18 protein-coding genes are annotated in these 18,976 nt (G+C 62.9%); 14 read left to right on the top strand and 4 right to left on the bottom strand.

From position 1 onward, the window contains the following. Positions 1 to 127: 127 nt before the first annotated feature. The 4 genes from M1E17_RS06475 to sdhC all read right to left on the bottom strand — a co-directional run bounded on the left by M1E17_RS06475 (position 128) and on the right by sdhC (position 3,641). Positions 128 to 910: a succinate dehydrogenase iron-sulfur subunit gene (locus tag M1E17_RS06475; protein WP_267278204.1), complete on the bottom strand. Its 783-nt coding sequence runs from the start codon at positions 908 to 910 to the stop codon at positions 128 to 130. Position 911: 1 nt separating this feature from the next. Beyond that, complete coding sequence (gene sdhA / locus M1E17_RS06480; RefSeq protein ID WP_457966252.1) at positions 912 to 2,720, bottom strand: succinate dehydrogenase flavoprotein subunit; 1,809 nt, start codon at positions 2,718 to 2,720, stop codon at positions 912 to 914. A 104-nt stretch (positions 2,721 to 2,824) separates the two neighbouring features. Next, entirely contained in the window at positions 2,825 to 3,304 is a 480-nt protein-coding gene (locus M1E17_RS06485; RefSeq protein WP_457966253.1) for a succinate dehydrogenase hydrophobic membrane anchor subunit, read from the bottom strand. 1 nt (position 3,305) lies between these two features. After that, entirely contained in the window at positions 3,306 to 3,641 is a 336-nt protein-coding gene (gene sdhC, locus M1E17_RS06490) for a succinate dehydrogenase, cytochrome b556 subunit (protein ID WP_323809237.1), read from the bottom strand. Between the two features lie 300 nt (positions 3,642 to 3,941). Here sdhC and M1E17_RS06495 point away from each other — a divergent pair, with 300 nt between their 5' ends. From M1E17_RS06495 to M1E17_RS06560, 14 genes are all read left to right on the top strand, one after another. Next, positions 3,942 to 5,075 (top strand): mannose-1-phosphate guanylyltransferase, encoded by a 1,134-nt coding sequence (locus tag M1E17_RS06495; protein ID WP_457966255.1) that lies wholly within the window; start codon positions 3,942 to 3,944, stop codon positions 5,073 to 5,075. Between the two features lie 73 nt (positions 5,076 to 5,148). Next, a complete protein-coding gene (locus tag M1E17_RS06500; RefSeq protein WP_457966257.1) occupies positions 5,149 to 6,348 on the top strand; it encodes an amidohydrolase in 1,200 nt (399 codons plus the stop codon). A gap of 146 nt (positions 6,349 to 6,494) precedes the next feature. Further along, positions 6,495 to 6,929 (top strand): MarR family winged helix-turn-helix transcriptional regulator, encoded by a 435-nt coding sequence (locus tag M1E17_RS06505; RefSeq protein ID WP_457966258.1) that lies wholly within the window; start codon positions 6,495 to 6,497, stop codon positions 6,927 to 6,929. 71 nt (positions 6,930 to 7,000) lie between these two features. Then, a complete protein-coding gene (locus M1E17_RS06510; protein WP_457967598.1) occupies positions 7,001 to 7,432 on the top strand; it encodes an organic hydroperoxide resistance protein in 432 nt (143 codons plus the stop codon). Then, positions 7,429 to 8,463: an NADP-dependent oxidoreductase gene (locus M1E17_RS06515; RefSeq protein WP_457966260.1), complete on the top strand. Its 1,035-nt coding sequence runs from the start codon at positions 7,429 to 7,431 to the stop codon at positions 8,461 to 8,463. Before M1E17_RS06510 ends, M1E17_RS06515 begins: the two co-directional genes overlap by 4 nt. Before the next feature lie 321 nt (positions 8,464 to 8,784). After that, positions 8,785 to 9,891: a BMP family lipoprotein gene (locus M1E17_RS06520; protein WP_457966261.1), complete on the top strand. Its 1,107-nt coding sequence runs from the start codon at positions 8,785 to 8,787 to the stop codon at positions 9,889 to 9,891. A gap of 174 nt (positions 9,892 to 10,065) precedes the next feature. Continuing rightward, the gene (locus M1E17_RS06525; protein WP_457966263.1) at positions 10,066 to 11,736 is read left to right on the top strand and encodes an ABC transporter ATP-binding protein; all 1,671 of its coding nucleotides are present in this window, start codon (positions 10,066 to 10,068) and stop codon (positions 11,734 to 11,736) included. Continuing rightward, positions 11,729 to 13,099 carry an ABC transporter permease gene (locus M1E17_RS06530; protein ID WP_457966265.1) on the top strand — a complete coding sequence of 457 codons (1,371 nt, stop codon included), beginning with the start codon at positions 11,729 to 11,731 and terminating at the stop codon, positions 13,097 to 13,099. The genes M1E17_RS06525 and M1E17_RS06530 overlap by 8 nt, the downstream gene beginning before the upstream one ends. Beyond that, positions 13,096 to 14,424 carry an ABC transporter permease gene (locus M1E17_RS06535; protein WP_457966267.1) on the top strand — a complete coding sequence of 443 codons (1,329 nt, stop codon included), beginning with the start codon at positions 13,096 to 13,098 and terminating at the stop codon, positions 14,422 to 14,424. Before M1E17_RS06530 ends, M1E17_RS06535 begins: the two co-directional genes overlap by 4 nt. A gap of 80 nt (positions 14,425 to 14,504) precedes the next feature. Next, a complete protein-coding gene (locus tag M1E17_RS06540) occupies positions 14,505 to 14,855 on the top strand; it encodes a cytidine deaminase (protein WP_457967600.1) in 351 nt (116 codons plus the stop codon). Further along, a complete protein-coding gene (locus M1E17_RS06545; RefSeq protein WP_457966269.1) occupies positions 14,852 to 16,174 on the top strand; it encodes a thymidine phosphorylase in 1,323 nt (440 codons plus the stop codon). The genes M1E17_RS06540 and M1E17_RS06545 overlap by 4 nt, the downstream gene beginning before the upstream one ends. 5 nt (positions 16,175 to 16,179) lie before the next feature. Beyond that, positions 16,180 to 16,809, top strand: a complete 630-nt coding sequence (locus M1E17_RS06550) for a DedA family protein (protein WP_267278218.1) — start codon at positions 16,180 to 16,182, stop codon at positions 16,807 to 16,809. A 231-nt stretch (positions 16,810 to 17,040) separates the two neighbouring features. Beyond that, entirely contained in the window at positions 17,041 to 17,745 is a 705-nt protein-coding gene (locus tag M1E17_RS06555; protein WP_457967602.1) for a DedA family protein, read from the top strand. A 39-nt stretch (positions 17,746 to 17,784) separates the two neighbouring features. Beyond that, positions 17,785 to 18,939, top strand: a complete 1,155-nt coding sequence (locus tag M1E17_RS06560; protein ID WP_457966271.1) for an adenosine deaminase — start codon at positions 17,785 to 17,787, stop codon at positions 18,937 to 18,939. The last annotated feature ends 37 nt before the right edge of the window (positions 18,940 to 18,976 follow it).

The raw sequence follows: 18,976 nt of genomic DNA on the forward strand, positions 1-18,976 counted from the left end.
AAACGGGTGGTTTGGGGACCACAACTGATAGGGCATCTGGAGGTGCCTAACAGCTGATACGACGACGGCGCCATCACCTTGGGAGGTGACTGACGCCGTCGTATTTGTGCCTTAAGTAAACAGCAACTTAGATCTTGCGCGACAGGATTGCCTGCTTGACCTCGGCAATTGCCTGCGTGACCTGGATGCCACGGGGGCAGGCCTCGGAGCAGTTGAAGGTGGTGCGGCAGCGCCACACACCTTCCTTGTCGTTGAGGATCTCCAGGCGCATGTCGCCTGCGTCATCACGGGAATCGAAGATGAAGCGGTGGGCGTTGACGATCGCGGCAGGCCCAAAGTACTGGCCGTCGGTCCAGAACACGGGGCAGGAGGACGTGCACGCGGCGCAGAGGATGCACTTGGTGGTGTCGTCGAAGCGCTCCCGGTCCTCGGCCGACTGGAGGCGTTCCTTGGTGGGCTCGTGGCCCTTGTTGATCAGGAACGGCATCACTTCGCGGAAGGACTGGAAGAAGGGCTCCATGTCCACGATCAGGTCCTTCTCCACCGGGAGGCCCTTGATCGGCTCAACCGTGATGGGCTTGGACGTGTCCAGGTCCTTCAGGAGGGTCTTGCAGGCGAGGCGGTTGCGGCCGTTGATGCGCATGGCATCGGAGCCGCAGACGCCGTGGGCGCAGGAGCGGCGGAACGAGACACTGCCGTCGATCTCCCACTTGACCTTGTGCAGGGCGTCCAGGACCCGGTCCGTGCCGTACATCGTCAGCGTGAAGTCATCCCAGGTGGCGTCCTCGGAGACTTCGGGGTTGTAGCGGCGGACCCGCAGTGTGACGTCGAAAGTGGGGATTTCGCCGCCGCCTCCAACGTGGGCAGGCAGCTCAATCTTTGAGGCTGGCTCAGCAATTTCAGCTGACATCTTAGTACTTCCTCACCATCGGCTCGTAGCGGGTAAAGACAACCGGTTTGGTATCGAGCCGGATGCCCGCTGTTGTTTTTGCGGTTCCGTCCGTGCCCCCGGCCGGGGCAACGATGTCTTTGTACGCCATGGAGTGCTTCATGAATTTTTCGTCGTTGCGGTCCGGGAAGTCCTCGCGGAAATGGCCGCCGCGGGATTCTTCGCGGTGCAGGGCCGCCACGGTCATCACCTTGGCAAGCTCGAGCAGGAAGCCGAGCTCAACGGCTTCGAGCAGGTCCAGGTTAAAGCGCTTGCCCTTGTCCTGGACTGTGATGCGCCGGTACCGCTCCTCGAAGGAAGCGATGTCCTGCAGGACCTGGTTCAGCGTGTCTGCCGTGCGGAACACCTGCATGTTGGCGTCCATGGTGTCCTGGAGTTCCTTGCGGATCACCGCCACCTTCTCGTCGCCGTTGCCGTTGCGGGCGATGTTCAGCAGCTCGATCGTGTAGGCCTCCGGGTCTTCGGGAAGCTCCACGAAGTCTGCCGTCTTGGCGTATTCAGCCGCGGCAATGCCTGCACGTTTGCCGAACACGTTGATATCCAGGAGCGAGTTGGTGCCCAGGCGGTTTGAACCGTGGACAGAGACACAGGCAACCTCGCCCGCGGCGTACAGGCCCGGCACCACAGTGTCGTTGTCCTGGAGCACTTCGGTGGTGATGTTCGTGGGGATGCCGCCCATGGCATAGTGCGCGGTGGGGAACACCGGAACCGGCTCTGTGTAGGGCTCAACACCGAGGTAGGTGCGGGCGAACTCGGTGATGTCCGGAAGTTTGGCGTCGATGTGCGCCGGCTCCAGGTGGGTCAGGTCAAGAAGGACGTAGTCCTTGTTGGGGCCACAGCCGCGTCCTTCCCGGACTTCGTTGGCCATGGAACGGGCCACGATGTCACGGGGCGCGAGGTCCTTGATGGTGGGGGCGTAGCGCTCCATGAAGCGTTCACCCTCGGAGTTGCGCAGGATGGCGCCTTCGCCGCGGGCTGCCTCGGAAAGGAGGATGCCCAGGCCCGCGAGGCCTGTCGGGTGGAACTGGAAGAACTCCATGTCCTCCAGCGGGATGCCGCGGCGGAACGCGATGCCCATGCCGTCGCCGGTCAGGGTGTGGGCGTTCGAGGTGGTCTTGAAGACCTTGCCCGCGCCGCCGGAGGCGAACACCACGGACTTTGCCTGGAAGACGTGAAGCTCACCGGAAGCGAGGTCGTAGGACACGACGCCGGCAACGCGCTTCTGCTTGTACGGGGTTCCGTCCTCGCGGACTGCGTCTTCTTCGACGGTCAGGAGGTCAAGGACGTAGTACTCGTTGTAGAACTCCACGTTGTGCTTGACGCAGTTTTGATAGAGCGTCTGCAGGATCATGTGGCCTGTGCGGTCGGCGGCGTAGCATGCCCGGCGGACGGGGGCTTTACCGTGGTCGCGGGTGTGGCCGCCGAAACGGCGCTGGTCAATCCGTCCCTCAGGCGTGCGGTTGAACGGCAGGCCCATCTTCTCAAGGTCCAGGACGGCGTCGATGGCTTCCTTCGCCATGACTTCGGCGGCATCCTGGTCAACCAGGTAGTCGCCGCCCTTAATGGTGTCGAACGTGTGCCATTCCCAGTTGTCTTCCTCGACATTGGCAAGGGCTGCGCACATGCCACCCTGCGCCGCACCTGTGTGCGAGCGGGTGGGGTAGAGCTTGGTCAGTACTGCTGTGCGGGCGCGCTGACCGGATTCGATCGCGGCGCGCATGCCAGCGCCACCGGCACCGACGATGACGACGTCGTACTTATGGACCTGCATACCAGACGCTCTTTCTCTCAAAATTCGCTATAAAACTACGGGCGGGCGTTGCCTGCTCCGCAAAACTGGGCCCGCGGCGAGGCCGCGGGCTCCGGATAAAGCTGTTATGCAGCGGGGCAGAAGCCCCCGGGCAGCGGAACACCGTCCACCATGGGGCACGGGTTGAAGGTGAAGATCACCAGCGTGCCCAGGACGATGATGACGGTGGTGGCCGTGTAGAGGACGATCTTGAGCCAGAGACGGGTGGAGTCCTTCTCGGCGTAGTCGTTGATGATGGTGCGGACCCCGTTGGTGCCGTGCAGCATGGCGAGCCAGAGCATGGCCAAGTCCCAGACCTGCCAGAACGGGTCAGCCCACTTGCCGGCCACAAAGCCGAAGTCGATGGCGTGGATGCCTTCACCCACCATGAGGTTCACAAAGAGGTGGCCGAAAATCAGGACCACCAGCACCACACCGGACAAGCGCATGAACAGCCAGGCCAGCATCTCAAAGTTGCCCCTGGAGGCGCCTGTACGGCGGTACTGGGGGGCAATCTTTCCACCGCTGTCTTTTCCGCTTCGCGGGTTTTGAATCGTCGCAGTCATGTTAGTGGCCTCCGAAAGCGAGGGACAGGTGGCGGATGGAGAACGCCACCATGGTGACGGCCCAAAGCCCGAGAACGGCCCAGAGCATCTGGCGCTGGTATTTGGCGCCGTTCTTCCAGAAATCAACGGCAATGATGCGCAGGCCGTTAAAGGCGTGGAACACGATTGCTGCAACAAGACCCGTTTCGCCCAGGGCCATCAGGGGATTCTGGTACGTACCGATGACAGCGGTGTAGGCCTCAGGGGATACCCGGACCAGTGACGTGTCCAGCACATGGACCAACAAGAAGAAAAAGATCACAACACCGGTAATACGGTGTCCTACCCAGGACCACATGCCTTCACGGCCGCGGTACAAGGTGCCAGCTGGTTTTGTCGGCACTGAATAAACCTCCCTGCAACACAGCGGCGCTGGCATGAGATCCACGCGGGGGGAACGCCTGCTGCGAGAGCACTCGTAGCTCAGGCCTAAATCTAGGCTTCGCTCATAGCTTATTCAATTTAGGGGTTCCTTGGTGACCCGTCCTGACGCGGTTTTCCGCCCGTTTGAGACGAACGCCACATGAACCGGCGGTTCTGGGGTGCCCGGGCCGGGTTAAAAAGGGTTGTCCGGGCCGGTCCGCTAAAGTAGGCCGTGATGAATACAGACAAAGTGACAAGCCCGGCTTCACCCCTGAACCGTTTTATAGCGGTGATTCCGGCAGGCGGAGTGGGGACCCGCCTCTGGCCCCTGTCACGTGCAGCAGCCCCGAAGTTTCTCCACGACCTCACGGGTTCCGGCAGCACCCTGTTGCGCGCTACCTATGACCGGCTGGAGCCCCTTGCAGGGCGGCGTGTACTGGTTGTCACCGGCACCGCGCACCGGGCAGCGGTATGCCGTCAGCTGCCAGAGGTGCAGGACGCGGACCTTGTGCTCGAAAGCGAACCGAAGGACTCCGGCGCCGCCATCGGCCTGGCCGCGGCCATCCTCCACGAGCGGGATCCGGACACCATCATGGGTTCCTTCGCCGCCGACCATGTGATCAGCCCCGACCACCTCTTCCAAAGCGCGGTCCGCGAGGCGATCCACACAGCTGCCGCCGGCAAGATTGTCACCATCGGCATCAAGCCGACGCACCCGTCCACCGGCTTCGGCTATATCCGTGCCGGGCAGGAACTTCATATCGAAGGTGCCCCCAGCGCGCAGGCCGTGGTTGAGTTCGTGGAAAAACCGGACGAAGACGTTGCCCAGCAGTACGTGGACAGCGGCGAATACGTCTGGAACGCCGGCATGTTCGTGGCCCCCGTTGCCCTGATGCTCAAGCACCTTGAGGCCAACCAGCCGGAGCTCTTCAAGGGCCTCCAGGAGATCGCCCAGGCCTGGGACACCACCGAACGTGACGAAGTCACTGCACGGGTATGGCCTACCCTGCCCAAGATCGCTATCGACTATGCAGTTGCTGAACCTGCCGCCGCCGCTGGTGACGTTGCTGTTGTGCCGGGCACTTTTGGCTGGGACGACGTCGGGGATTTCGCCTCCGTGGGCCGGCTCAACAGTGCACGGGAAGTGGATGATGTTACGGTCATCGGTGAGGGCGCGCGCGTCTTCACCGAAAACGCCAGTGGCGTGGTGGTGTCGGATACCAAGCGCGTCATTGCGCTGATTGGTATTAAGGACGTGGTGATCGTGGATACCGGGGACGCCCTGCTGGTGACCACCAAGCAGCACGCCCAGCGCGTCAAGGGTGCCGTTGACGCGCTCAAGGCCAGCGGCGATACCGACGTTCTCTAGGTTCCCATGCCGCTAAACCGTAATGCGCAGGCCGTGATGACGCTATTCCGTGGACGCTCGCTAGAGTGAATCTGTGCGCAATTACACTACTGAAGCTGAACCCACCGCGTTGGTGGAGCCATGGCTGGAGCCGCTCCTCCCGGAACTGATCGATTTTCGCCGGGACCTGCACGCGCACCCCGAACTGTCTTTCAAGGAGTTCCGCACCACTGACAAGCTCGTGGAAAGGCTCGAAGCAGCGGGTCTGTTTCCCCGGCGGCTTGAAGGTACCGGACTCACGGTGGACGTGGGTGTGGGGCCCATCGCCACGGCCCTCCGCGGGGACATTGATGCCCTGCCCATCATCGAAGAGACCGGGCTTCCGTTCGCCTCGAAAAACCATGGTGTGACGCATGCCTGCGGCCACGACATCCACACCGCTGCGATGCTTGGTGTGGCGTTGGTCCTCCACGAGATGCACCAGGTGTCCCCCCTGGGCGGAACTGTGCGCATCATCTTCCAGCCCGCGGAAGAGACCATGCCCGGCGGAGCGCTGTCGTGCATTGAACAGGGCGTCCTGGATGGTGTGCCGCGTATCCTCGCGCTGCACTGTGATCCCAGGATCGACGTCGGACGCATCGGCACGCGCATCGGCGCCATTACATCTGCCTCAGACACCATCAAGATCGAACTTAGCGGCCGCGGCGGCCATACGTCCCGACCGCACCTCACGGAGGACCTGGTGTTCGCCCTCGCCCAGATCGCTGTTAATGTGCCGGCCGTGCTGTCACGCCGGGTTGACGTGCGCAGCGGCGTTTCCGTGGTGTGGGGACAGATCAACGCCGGCTCGGCCCCGAATGCAATCCCGGGTACGGGCTACATGTCCGGCACCATGCGCTGCCTGGACCGGGACGCCTGGCACGACGCCGGCGAGCTGCTGGATGAAGTAGTGCAGCAGGTGGCCGCGCCCTATGGCGTCGACGTCCACCTGGAACACACCAGGGGAGTGCCCCCCGTGGTGAACTCCGAGCATGAAACAGCGCTCATTGAAGCTGCGGCCAGGGCTGAAATCGGTGAGAGTGCAGTGACGCTGACACCGCAGTCCATGGGTGGCGAGGATTTTGCGTGGTTCCTGGCTGAACGTCCCGGCGCGATGATGCGCCTGGGCACCAAGACACCGGGCGGTGAAGAGTACGATCTGCACCGCGGCGATTACATCGTTGACGAACGCGCTTTGAGTTTCGGCATCCAGGTGCTCACCGCTGCGGCCCTCAGGACCATCCGCGACCTCTAACCCTCGCGCGAACGAACACTTAAGCCCCACAGCACCCAGCGCGAACGAACACTTAAGCCCCCTTCGAAGGGGCCCCAAGTGTTCGTTCGCGCTTCTCTTGGATCTATAAGTTGTGCACAACTGAATTGTGCACTATCGTTTTAGCCATGACTGAAGCTCCCCGCCTTGACCGCCAGGTGTGCTTTGCGCTGTACTCGGCGTCCCGCGCGGCCACCGCGGTATATCGGCCGGTGCTGGACGAACTGGGCCTCACCTACCCGCAGTACCTGGTGATGCTCGTTCTGTGGGAAAGCGAGCCGAGGGGCGTTAAGGAACTCGGCGAGGAGCTGGGCCTCGATTCCGGCACCCTCTCACCCCTGCTCAAGCGCCTCGAAGCACTTGGCTTGCTGGAGCGGCGGCGGTCGGGCGAGGACGAGCGCCGGGTTGCCATCCACCTGACTCCCGCCGGCCGGGCCCTCAGCACCAAGGCCACCGGGATTCCCCAGCACCTTGCCGACGCTGCAGGACTGTCCGCCAACGAGCTGGAGCAGCTTCGCGACACCCTGGACAGGCTCATCAAGGCACTCCACAACCCGCGCTGAATCACGTCCCGCAACAGCGGCGCCATCAGCCCATGAACTTTCACATTAATCCCAACAGGACGGACACCACCGTGAAGACCCTTTACACCGCCGAGGCACTTGCATCCGGCGAAGGCCGTGACGGCACTGCACGCACAAAGGATGGAAAGCTCGACGTCACCCTGGCCAGCCCCGTGGAACTCGGAGGAGATGGTGCGGGCACCAATCCTGAGCAGCTCTTCGCCGCGGGCTACGCAGCCTGCTTCCACTCCGCGCTCCGCCTCGTGGGGCGCAAGGAGCGTGCAGACCTCACTGATTCAGCCGTAGCTGCCCGCATCCACTTTGGTGCCCTTGAGGGTGGTGAAGGGTACGGCCTCGCGGCCGAGCTGGAGATCGCGGTCCCCGCGCTGGACCTTGCCACGGCCGAAGCGCTCGTTGCCAAGGCCCACCGCATCTGCCCCTACTCCAACGCGACGCGCGGCAACATGGCAGTGGACATCAAGATCCTGGAGTTCGCAGTATGAGCACCACTGAATGGATCGACGCCGTCGTGCCCACCTCAACCCGTGAGATCCATCTGGCGTCGCGGCCTTCCGGGCGGCCCACCCCGGAGAACTTCAGGCTGGCCGAATCAGCGCTGCCGGTGCTCCAGGACGGCCAGATCCTGGTCCGCAACCGCTACATCTCCGTTGACCCCTACATGCGCGGACGCATGAATGACGTTAAGTCCTACTCAGCGCCGTTTGCGCTGGATGCAGCGCTCGACGGCGGCGCGGTAGGCGAGGTGATCGCGTCCAGTTCTGACCTTCGCAAGGTGGGGGACGTCGTCGTCCATCAACTGGGTTGGCGCGAATATGCTGTCCTGGATGCCACCGCCACCACGGCGGCCCGGACGGACCTGGCTCCGGCATCGGCATTCCTGGGGGCGCTGGGCATGACCGGCCTGACGGCCTATGCCGGCCTGCTTAAGGTGGCCGAATTCAAGCCTGGCGATGTTGTGTTTGTGTCGGGCGCCGCCGGTGCCGTGGGCTCACTGGTTGGCCAGATCGCCAAGGCCATGGGCGCTTCCCGTGTCATCGGCAGCGCCGGCACTCCGGAGAAGGTGGCGCGGCTCCTGGACCTGGGCTTCGAAGTTGCCTTCAACTACCGGGACGCTCCGGTCCGGGAGCAGCTCATGGCGGCGGCAGGTGGTAACGGGATTGACGTCTACTTCGACAACGTCGGCGGTGAGCACCTGGAGGCTGCCCTGGCCGAGCTGAACGTTGGCGGACGGGTGGCCATGTGCGGTGCCATCTCGCAATACAACGCCACCGAGGCCACGCCTGCCCCAAGAAACCTCACGCTCGCGATCGGCAAGCAGTTGACCCTGCGGGGTTTCCTGGTGGGGGGCCAGCGTCAGCACGGTGCGGAGTTCGCCGAGAAGATGGCAGCCTGGCTGGCCGATGGTTCGGTCCGCTACGACGAGACAGTGGTGGATGGTTTGGAGAACGCGCCGCAGGCCTTTATTGACCTTCTTGACGGCGCCAATACGGGGAAGATGCTGGTCCGTCTCTAGTCCCCAAACCAGCGCGAACGGACACTTGCGGCCCCTGGAGAACTGGGGGCCTCAAGTGTTCGTTCGCGCTTAACGGGCGGCGTGCTACCTGGGATTAGTGGCAGACGAAGGCCGTAGCCTACTGGTTGGTAACAAAATCTCAACAATCTTCAGAATGGGCCCCAGATGTGTTATCTGACGTGTCGCAGGCCACTAAAGTAACTGATATCAGAGCGCTTCGGCGCAGTGCTGCGGATCGTCAGTGAAAACAGAATTTCAGGGTTGAAACAGACACTCATTGAATCCCCGTCGTAGCGCATCTCTCTTCATCCTGGAGGAATTTTGAAGACATCACTGCGTGCACACCTCAAGCGCGGTTCAGTGGCAGGCATGGCCACCATGAGTGCTACCGCACTCCTGCTGACCAGTTGCGGTGCGCCTCCCGAAGCCGGCAGCCCGACCGCAACGGCCATCGACTATACGGGCTGCATCGTCTCTGACTCAGGCGGATTCAACGACCAGTCATTCAACCAGTCCTCCTACGAGGGCCTGAAGAAGGCCGAAGCCGAGCTTGGCATCAAGGTCAACCAGGTTGAGTCCAAGACGAACAACGATTTTGAGCCCAACCTTCGTGCCATGGTTGCAGCCGGCTGCGACTTGACGGTGACCGTGGGGTTCCTTCTGGGCGACGCCACGAAGAAGCAGGCCGAGGCCAACCCCGACAGCAAATTCGCCATCATCGACTTTGGCTACGAGACTCCTATCGCCAACGTCAAGCCGATCATCTATGACACTGCCCAGGCGGCCTTCATGGCAGGTTATCTCGCTGCCGGCACCACCAAAACCGGAACCGTTGCCACCTTCGGCGGCATCGAGCTCCCCACGGTCACCATCTTTATGGACGGCTACGCGGACGGTGTGAAGTACTACAACGAAAAGAAGGGCAAGGACGTCAAGGTCCTTGGCTGGGACAAGGCCGCCCAGGATGGCAGCTTCACCGGCGACTTCGTCAGGCAGGACGTCGGAAAGCAGCTGACCCAGAACTTCCTGGACCAGGGTGCGGACATCGTGATGCCCGTCGCGGGCCCGGTGGCTGCGGGTGCCGGCGCAGCCCTCAAGGAAGCGAAGACGGCGGGCAAAGACGTCAAACTCATCTGGGTTGACTCCGACGGGTTCCTGACAGCACCGGAATACAAGGACATCATGTTGACCTCCGTCATGAAGCGGATGGGCGACGCCGTGGAGAACGTGGTGAAGGAAGACACCGACGGCAAGTTTTCCAACACCCCCTACGTCGGCACGCTGGCCAATGAAGGTGTGGGCCTGGCACCTTTCCATGACCTGGAATCGGCTGTCCCGGCTGAGCTGAAATCAGAGCTGGACCAGATCCAAAAGGACATCGTTGACGGCAAGCTGAAGGTCGAGTCGGCGGCAAGCCCCAAGGCCTAGACACCAAGTTATGCGCCACCACCGGCGGGTCAGTGACCTGCCGAGTGGTGGCGCTTTTCCTTGCGTTCGCTTTATTGGCGAGCCGCTCACCCCGGGACTGCAGGCACTAGGCTGGTGCTGCAGCCACTTATCCCGTCCGGTCTGTCAACGGACGCTTCGAGATTGGTCAGAGTTGTGAAACTTGAACTCAGAGGGATCACCAAACGCTTCGGCTCCCTGCTAGCGAACGATCACATCGATGTGGTGGTTGAACCCGGACAAATTCATTGTCTGCTGGGCGAGAACGGGGCCGGCAAATCCACCCTGATGAACGTGCTGTACGGACTGTACGAGCCCACCGAGGGCGAAATCCTCATTGATGACAAACCGGTGTCCTTCCGTGGCCCGGGTGATGCGATGGCCGCAGGAATCGGCATGGTGCACCAGCACTTTATGCTCGTCCCCGTGTTCACGGTGGCCGAGAACGTGGCCCTGGGAGCAGAATCCACGAAAGCCGGGGGCTTCCTGAACCTGGACGATACCCGGAGGAAGATCAAGGAAATTTCGGACCAGTACGGGTTCGACGTTGATCCAGACGCGCTGGTGGAGGATCTTCCGGTGGGTGTCCAGCAGCGTGTGGAGATCATCAAGGCACTGGTCCGGGATGCCAAAGTGCTGATCCTCGATGAACCCACTGCTGTGCTGACCCCTCAGGACACCGACGAACTTCTGGACATCATGCGGCAGCTCAAGGGCGGCGGCACGTCGATCGTTTTCATCTCCCACAAACTCCGCGAAGTGAAAGCGGTGGCGGACACCATCACGGTCATTCGGCGCGGCAAGGTGGTGGGTACTGCAAGCCCCACGGCGTCGACGGCGGAACTCGCCTCCATGATGGTGGGCCGTGCGGTCAGCCTCACGCTGGATAAGGCTCCTGCCAAAGCCCAGGAGAAGACCTTTCAGGTTAAGGACCTGACGGTTATCGCTCCCAGCGGGCACCATACGGTGGACGGGATCAGCTTTGACATTGCCAGGGGCGAGATCCTTGCCGTCGCCGGCGTTCAGGGCAACGGCCAGACCGAACTGACTGAGGCAATCCTCGGACTTCAGGACAGGGTCCATGGCTCCATCCTGCTCGACGGCGAAGAACTGGTTGGGCGCAGCGTCAAGGACATTTTGAACGCCGGCGTGGGTTTTGTGCCCGAGGACCGGTCTGTTGACGGGTTGATAGGCACCTTTTCAATCGCCGAAAACCTGATTCTGGACCGCTACGACCAGGCGCCGTTCGCGAAAGGCATAGGCATGAGTCCTGCGAAGGTCCTGGAGAACGCCAAAACCAGGATCGAAGAGTTCGATGTCCGGACGCCTTCCGGAACATTGGCCGCCGGCACCCTCTCCGGCGGCAACCAGCAGAAGGTGGTGATGGCACGCGAGCTGTCGCGGCCGCTGCGGCTTTTCATTGCCTCCCAGCCCACGCGCGGTGTCGACGTGGGCTCCATCGAGTTCCTGCACAAGCGGATTGTGGCTGAGCGTGACCACGGCACCCCCGTGATGATCGTCTCCACAGAACTGGACGAGGTCATGGAGCTCGCCGACCGCATCGCCGTCGTTTACAAGGGCAAGCTGGTGGGCATTGTCCCCGCAGGAACGGGGCGTGACGTCCTGGGCCTCATGATGGCGGGAATTTCACCCGAGGATGCGGCCCATGGTGACGCGGCCCATGGAGATGCTGCCCACGGAGACGCCGCCACCGGAGACACGGCCATCGGATATGCCACCCGTCCAGAGGCTGAACCATCCTCCGCCAAGCCGGCCGGGTCCTCCCGGACCACCACCTCCAGCGCCGAAGGAGGCGATCATGCCTGAAAAGCATCCCCACAAACACGTGGCCGACCACCATGGAAAGTCCTCCGAGCCCAATCCGGCGGCGGAGGAAACTGCCGCGGTGGTGTCACTGGACACTGCCGGCGGCGCCATGGAGCCCTCGGCTGTCCCGGCCACTGCGCAAAGCGGCCGGCTGCCGGGCGGCCCGGACACGCTGGTCCGGAAGATCTTTACCGGCAGCGGCATGGTTTCGGTGCTGGCGGTGCTGCTGGCCCTCATCATCGGCGGCCTGCTGATCGCCAGCACGGACAAGCAGGTGGGAGCAACCTCCACGTACCTGTTTGCCCGGCCCACTGACTTCCTGTCGGCGCTGTGGAGCGCGGCCACCCGCTCGTATGTGGCCCTGTTCCAAGGGTCCGTCTTCAATCCGGCTGCTTCCAGCTTCACCCTGCAGTTTGCGCCGCTCATGGAAACCCTGACCATAGCCACGCCTCTGATCACGGCAGGTCTTGGAGTGGCTTTGGCGTTTCGTGCAGGCCTTTTCAACATTGGTGCCCAGGGCCAGATCATCATGTCGGGCATCCTGGCCGCCTGGGTCGGTTTCGCCTTGCACCTCCCGGTGGGACTGCACCTGCTCCTCGTCCTGGTGGCGGGCATTGTCGGCGGTGCCCTCTGGGGCGGGCTGGTGGGCCTCCTCAAGGCCAGGACCGGAGCCCACGAGGTCATCCTCACCATTATGTTCAACTACATCGCGTTGTACTTCCTGGGGTACCTCCTGAACACTCCCGCGTTTCGACGGCCCGGAGAGTCAAACCCGATCTCGCCCATCCTTGACCCCAGCGCCGTGTATCCACAGATCCTGGGCACCCAATACCGCCTGCATCTCGGCTTTGTAGTGGCCATCGCGGCCACGTTCCTGGTCTGGTGGCTGCTGAACCGATCCACCGTCGGCTTCGAGTTCCGCGCCGTGGGCGCCAACCCGAAAGCTGCCATGACCGCGGGGATCAACGTCTCCCGGGCCACCATCCTGGTGATGGCCATGGCAGGTGCCCTTGCGGGCCTGTCCGGTGTTGCCCAGGTGGCGGGCACGGAGAAGGTCCTCACCGATGGCGTGGCCGCAACCTACGGTTTTGACGCCATCACTGTGGCGCTGCTGGGGCGCTCGACGCCGTGGGGAACCTTTGCGGCCGGCCTCCTCTTCGGAGCCTTCCGCGCCGGAGCCGTGCAGATGCAGATCCAGACCGGTACCCCCATCGACATTGTCCTGGTGGTCCAATCGCTCATTGTCCTCTTCATCGCGGCGCCGCCGCTGGTACGGGCGGTCTTCGGGCTGAACCCCCGCAGTAGGAAGCCCGCCGCGGGCCAGAAGGCCCGGCAGGCAGCAACAACCGGAGGTGCAGCATGAGCACAACAGCAACGTCGCCCCTCCCCGGAAAAGGGGAGCCGGGAGCACCGGAGCAGGAGACAGGACGCGTCGCAGCAACATCTGCCAAGCCGGTGACCTGGAGGACTCCCATCCTGCTGGCAGTGCTGGGGCTTGTCGCCCTGGTCTTCTTTGGCATCCTGGGGCCCAACCAGACGGCAAGCTTCGGCATCTCCACCAGCGGCGACTTCTTCCAGCTGCCGGCCCTGGCGGTCCCGGCGTTCCTGGGCGGCATTGTCCTGTCCGTCATCCTGCTGGGGATCGCGGCCTACGCGGTTTACCTCAAGACAAAGGACCAGCCAGCCCCCAGATGGGTGCCCATCGCCTTCATCGTGTTGTTTGTAGCAGCCTTCCTCATTTGGGTGGTAGGCGGTGCCCGCACGCCCAGCATTTCGCTGGCGGGGCTCATCGCAGGCTCAGTGACCCTCGCAGTTCCCCTGGTCTTTGGATCCCTGTCAGGCGTGTTGTGCGAGCGCGTGGGCGTGATCAACATCGCCATTGAGGGCCAACTCCTGGGCGGTGCCTTCACCGCGGCGATGGTTGCCACCATGACGGGCAGCCCGTTGGTCGGCCTGCTGGCGGCAGCGATCGCCGGCGCCCTCGTCTCCATGGTGCTGGCGCTGTTCAGCATCAAGTACCTGGTGAACCAGATCATCGTTGGCGTAGTGCTGAACGTGCTGGTCTCGGGAGTCACCGGCTTCCTCTACAGCACCGTGATGCTGGCAAACAAGGCACAATTCAATTCGCCGGGCCGGCTGCCGATCATTGACATCCCTGTGCTGTCCAGCATCCCCATCATCGGCCCTATTCTTTTCCGGCAGTCAGTGGTGGGCTACCTGATGTACATCGCTGTCATTGTGGTGTGGGTGGGCCTGTTCAAAACCAAGTGGGGACTTCGGGTGCGGGCTGTGGGCGAGCACCCCCAGGCCGCGGACACCATGGGCATCAAAGTAAATGCCTTGCGCTTCTGGAACGTCACGCTGGGCGGGGCCGTCGCCGGAATCGGCGGATCCTTCTTCACCCTGGTGGCCATCGACAGCTTTACCAAGGAAATTTCAGGTGGACGTGGCTTTATCGCCCTGGCCGCCCTGATCTTTGGACGCTGGAACCCCATCGGTGCATTCTTCGCGGCCCTGCTGTTTGGCTTCGCGGATAACCTGCAGAGCATCGTGACCATCATCGGGACGCCGGTACCCAGCCAGTTCATGGCCATGCTGCCGTACCTGGTGACGGTCCTTGCAGTGGCAGGGCTGGTGGGCCGGTCCCGGCCCCCGGCCGCCAGCGGCATCCCGTACGTCAAGGGCTGAACCACGTGGAGAACTACGGCCAGGGAGAAAAACTAAGCGCCGAAGACTGGCAGGCGCTGAAGGCAGCCGCCGTCGCCGCCATGCAGAACGCCTACGCGCCGTATTCAAGGTTTTCGGTGGGGGCGGCAGCCCTCACCGCGGACGGGCGGATCGTCAGCGGCTGCAACGTGGAGAACGCCAGCTATGGCCTGGGCCTGTGCGCTGAATGTGCACTGGTGGGCAATCTTCATATGACCGGCGGCGGTACGCTGCGGGCGTTCTACTGCGTCGACGCGGGCGGCAATGTGCTGATGCCGTGCGGCAGGTGCCGCCAGCTCCTCTATGAGTTCCGGGCGCCTGATATGGAGCTCATGACCACAGCCGGCATCAAGACCATGGACCAGGTGCTGCCCGATGCATTTGGCCCCCAACACCTGGAGGAGACCCGGTGAAAGCCGCCCCGAGACAGACTGAAGTTTTCGACGCCGTCGACATCATCCGCACCAAACGGGACAAGGGCGTTCTCAGTCCTGAACAGATCGACTGGACCATCGACGCCTACACCCGCGGTGTTATCGCGGACGAGCAAATGGCTGCGTTGAACATGGCCATCCTGCTCAACGGCATGGACCGGAGCGAGATATCGCGCTGGACCGCCGCCATGATCGCCTCGGGGGAGCGGATGGACTTCTCAAGCCTCCGAAAGCCCGACGGCGGCATCAAGGCAACCAGCGACAAGCACTCCACCGGGGGAGTGGGGGACAAGATCACACTTCCACTCGCTCCGCTCGTGGCCGTCTTCGGCGTCGCTGTTCCGCAGCTTTCCGGACGCGGGCTGGGCCACACCGGCGGCACCCTGGACAAGCTGGAATCCATTCCCGGCTGGCGCGCCGATCTTAGCAACGATGAAATACTGGCGCAGCTCCAGGATGTTGGAGCTGTCATCTGTGCTGCCGGCGCCGGGCTGGCGCCCGCAGACAAAAAGCTCTACGCACTCCGCGATGTCACCGGCACCGTGGAAGCCATCCCTCTCATCGCCTCGTCGATCATGAGTAAGAAAATCGCTGAAGGCACCGGTTCGCTGGTCCTTGATGTCAAGGTGGGCAGCGGCGCGTTCATGAAGGATGAAGCCCAGGCCCGGGAACTGGCTGAGACCATGGTTGCCCTGGGCCAGGACGCCGGTGTCAACACGGTAGCCCTGCTGACCAATATGAATACGCCCTTGGGGCTCACTGCAGGCAACGCCATTGAAGTCGAGGAATCCGTGGAAGTCCTGGCCGGCGGGGGCCCTGAAGACGTGGTGGAGCTGACGGTGCGGCTGGCCGAGGAGATGCTGGCGTGCGCCGGTGTCCATGATGCTGACGCACGGGCGGCCCTGAAGGACGGCCGGGCCATGGATGTGTGGAACCGGATGATCGGGGCACAGGGCGGTGACCCACGGGCCAAGCTGCCGGTGGCCAGGGAATCAGAAGTCATTTATGCGCCCGCTGACGGCGTGCTGGTGGAACTGGACGCGCTGGCGGTAGGCGTCGCGGCCTGGCGCCTCGGTGCCGGCCGTGCCCGCAAGGAAGACGCCGTCCAGGCGGGTGCCGGTGTCCGGATGCATGCAAAGCCAGGGGCGGTGGTCCGCGCGGGTGAACCGCTGATGACGCTGCTTACGGACACCCCGGAGAAGTTTGCACGAGCCAAGGAATCGCTGGAGCATGCTGTGGTGATCGCGCCTCCCGGGTCCCGGCCGGCCCAGCAGCTCATCATCGATCGAATAGCATAGCGACAATGCAGGCCATCAATGAATTCATCCTCGCTGCGGCCGGGCAGCCCTGGGTGCTCTTCCTTGTCCTCGCCTGTTGCCTGATTGACGGCTTCTTCCCTCCCATCCCCAGCGAGTCGGTGGTGGTGGGGCTTGCCGCTGTGGCCGCGACAGCTGACGTTCCCAACCCCTGGATGCTGATGCTTGTGGCTGCAGTGGGTGCCTTCTCCGGAGACAACATTGCGTACCTGATTGGGCGCACGGTGGGAACGCGCCGCTGGCGCTGGATGCGCGGTCCGCGGATGCAGAGTGCCTTCCGGTGGGCGGGCGTGGAACTGCGGAAGCGGCCGGCGTCGCTCATCCTGGTGGCCCGGTTCATCCCCATCGGCAGGGTTGCCGTCAATCTCACCGCCGGAGTAACCCACTACCCGCGGCCGCGCTTTATCGGGCTGACGGTCCTCTCCGCCACGTTGTGGGCCGCGTACTCAGTCGGGATAGGCCTGTTCTTTGGACAGTGGTTCGAGGACAACCATCTGCTTGGGGCGGTCATCGCCATCATTTGTGCAGTAGGGCTCGGAATCGTAGTGGACCTGGTCATCAACCGGCTGCGCGGGAAGGTCCCCGTAGTGGAGCGCATGAAAGAACCGGAGCCCTAGAATCCACCCGTGGGTGGATCCCGGTGGGCGGGGGAAATCAGCCCCCAGGACGACGACCCGCACCATTCCGCCGGGATAGCGTTGACTCAGTGTTCCACCGGCCGGGGCGTAGCGAACGACGCCCTGGCCGTGGGACACTGAATAGCGATTTACGTCACTTTTGGCAGCGTCATTTTTTTGGCAGCGTCATTTTCCTCTAGGAGCAAGACCCGCGTGGAGTTTTTGAATCAAATGCTCGAGCATGCGGCCGGGCAGCCCTGGATATATCCTCTGCTCCTGGTCTTCTTCTTCGTTGACGGGTTTGCCACCATATTGCCCAGCGAAACGGCCATTGTTGGCTTGTCGGCGCTGTTCCTTCATAGCGGGCAACCTAACCTATGGATCCTGGGTACCACCGCCCTCGTTGGCGCCATGGCGGGCGACAACATGGCGTATATGCTGGGCCGCAAGATCGGGTTGACGCGCTGGAAATGGATGCGTCGCCCCAAGGTTCAGAAGATGTTCGCCTGGGCCCAGTACGAGCTCGACAAGCGCGGCGCTGTGCTCATTTTTACCGCGCGATACATTCCCTGGGGCCGGGTTGCCGTGAACTATGTTGCAGGGCAGACCGGGTTCCGCCATCGCACGTTCTTCTGGCTGGATGCCTTCGCCTGCCTCACCTGGGTGGGTTATTCCATTGGCATAGGCCTGCTTGCTGGTCAATGGGTCCACCACAACCCCCTCCTTGGCGTGGGGATTGCCGTGGCGTTCGCGGTCCTCCTGGGCATCCTTATCGACCACCTCCTGCGCTGGTGGCACAAGCACCTCGCCCGCAACGATGCCAAGGTAGTGGACGAGTGGCTGGATGGCGGCCCGGCAGGTGCCTCCGCCGGCGTGACCGGAGCCTCCCCAATGCTCGCGGCCAGCGCTCTGGACGCCGAACCCGGGGGGAAGTAGCGGCTGGCTTTAGGCGCCTGCCGACCCTAAGGTTGGAACGTGACTGAGCCTATTGTTGACACTGCCCCTGCCCTTGATTTCGACCTGAAGAGCCTCCCGAAGGTTTCCCTCCATGACCACCTGGACGGGGGACTCCGTCCGGCCACCATCATTGAGCTGGCTGAGTCCGTTGGCCACACCCTTCCCTCCACCGATCCCGTGGCCCTGGGGGAGTGGTTCCGTGAGTCCGCCGACTCCGGTTCACTGGTCCGCTACCTGGAAACATTTGACCACACCGTCGCCGTGATGCAGACGAAGGAAGGCCTGTTCCGGGTAGCGAAGGAATTTGTGGAGGACCTCGCTGATGACGGCGTGGTCTACGGGGAAGTGCGCTGGGCACCCGAGCAGCACCTTCAGAACGGCCTCTCGTTGGATGAAGCGGTGGAGGCCGTCCAGGAAGGCCTGGAAGCCGGCGTGGATGCCGTGGCCGAAAGTGGACGGGAGATTCAGGTTGGCCAGCTGATCACGGCCATGCGGCACGCGGACCGCGGGCAGGAGATCGCTGAACTTGCCGTCCGGCACCGCAACAGGGGTGCTGTCGGCTTCGACATTGCCGGCGCGGAGGACGGCTTCCTGCCGGCCCGTTTCAAGGATGCGTTCACCTTCCTGGCACAGAACAACTTCCCAGCCACCGTCCATGCAGGCGAGGCCGCGGGCCTGGAGAGCATCCAGTCCGCCCTGGTGGACGGACGAGCCCTCCGCCTTGGCCACGGCGTCCGAATCGCCGAAGACATCATGGTGGAATTCGAGCATGACGATGACGCGTCCGGTACCGAGGATGCGGAGGACAGCATCGGTCTGGTCACCCTGGGCGACCTCTCAAGCTGGATCCGGGACCGCGGGATCGCCCTGGAGATCTGCCCCTCCTCAAACCTTCAGACCGGTGCCATCGCCGGCTTCGGTGAAGGCATCGAAAGCCACCCGCTGGACATGCTCTACCAGCTGGGCTTTAACGTCACCATCAACACGGACAACCGGCTGATGAGCGGCGTGACCCTGACCGATGAGTTTGAACTGCTCGTGGAGACCTTCGACTACGATCTCGATGACCTGCTCGAGCTGACGCTCAATGCCGCTGAAGCATCCTTCCTGCCCCTTGAAGAGAAGGAAGCCCTGGTGGAGTACATTAACGACGCCTACGCCAACCTTGGCTAGCGGATCCACCACCCCCGCCGGGCATTCACCAACGGCG

It is taken from the genome of Arthrobacter sp. D1-29 (assembly GCF_054130585.1).

Excerpts from the sequence above, each read along its gene's own strand:
- M1E17_RS06475 (WP_267278204.1), bottom strand. The coding sequence starts at position 910 with ATGTCAGCTGAAATTGCTGAGCCAGCCTCAAAGATTGAGCTGCCTGCC.
- sdhA (WP_457966252.1), bottom strand. The coding sequence starts at position 2,720 with ATGCAGGTCCATAAGTACGACGTCGTCATCGTCGGTGCCGGTGGCGCT.
- M1E17_RS06485 (WP_457966253.1), bottom strand. The coding sequence starts at position 3,304 with ATGACTGCGACGATTCAAAACCCGCGAAGCGGAAAAGACAGCGGTGGA.
- sdhC (WP_323809237.1), bottom strand. The coding sequence starts at position 3,641 with ATGTGGTCCTGGGTAGGACACCGTATTACCGGTGTTGTGATCTTTTTC.
- M1E17_RS06495 (WP_457966255.1), top strand. The coding sequence starts at position 3,942 with ATGAATACAGACAAAGTGACAAGCCCGGCTTCACCCCTGAACCGTTTT.
- M1E17_RS06505 (WP_457966258.1), top strand. The coding sequence starts at position 6,495 with ATGACTGAAGCTCCCCGCCTTGACCGCCAGGTGTGCTTTGCGCTGTAC.
- M1E17_RS06515 (WP_457966260.1), top strand. The coding sequence starts at position 7,429 with ATGAGCACCACTGAATGGATCGACGCCGTCGTGCCCACCTCAACCCGT.
- M1E17_RS06530 (WP_457966265.1), top strand. The coding sequence starts at position 11,729 with ATGCCTGAAAAGCATCCCCACAAACACGTGGCCGACCACCATGGAAAG.
- M1E17_RS06535 (WP_457966267.1), top strand. The coding sequence starts at position 13,096 with ATGAGCACAACAGCAACGTCGCCCCTCCCCGGAAAAGGGGAGCCGGGA.
- M1E17_RS06540 (WP_457967600.1), top strand. The coding sequence starts at position 14,505 with ATGCAGAACGCCTACGCGCCGTATTCAAGGTTTTCGGTGGGGGCGGCA.
- M1E17_RS06550 (WP_267278218.1), top strand. The coding sequence starts at position 16,180 with ATGCAGGCCATCAATGAATTCATCCTCGCTGCGGCCGGGCAGCCCTGG.
- M1E17_RS06555 (WP_457967602.1), top strand. The coding sequence starts at position 17,041 with ATGCTCGAGCATGCGGCCGGGCAGCCCTGGATATATCCTCTGCTCCTG.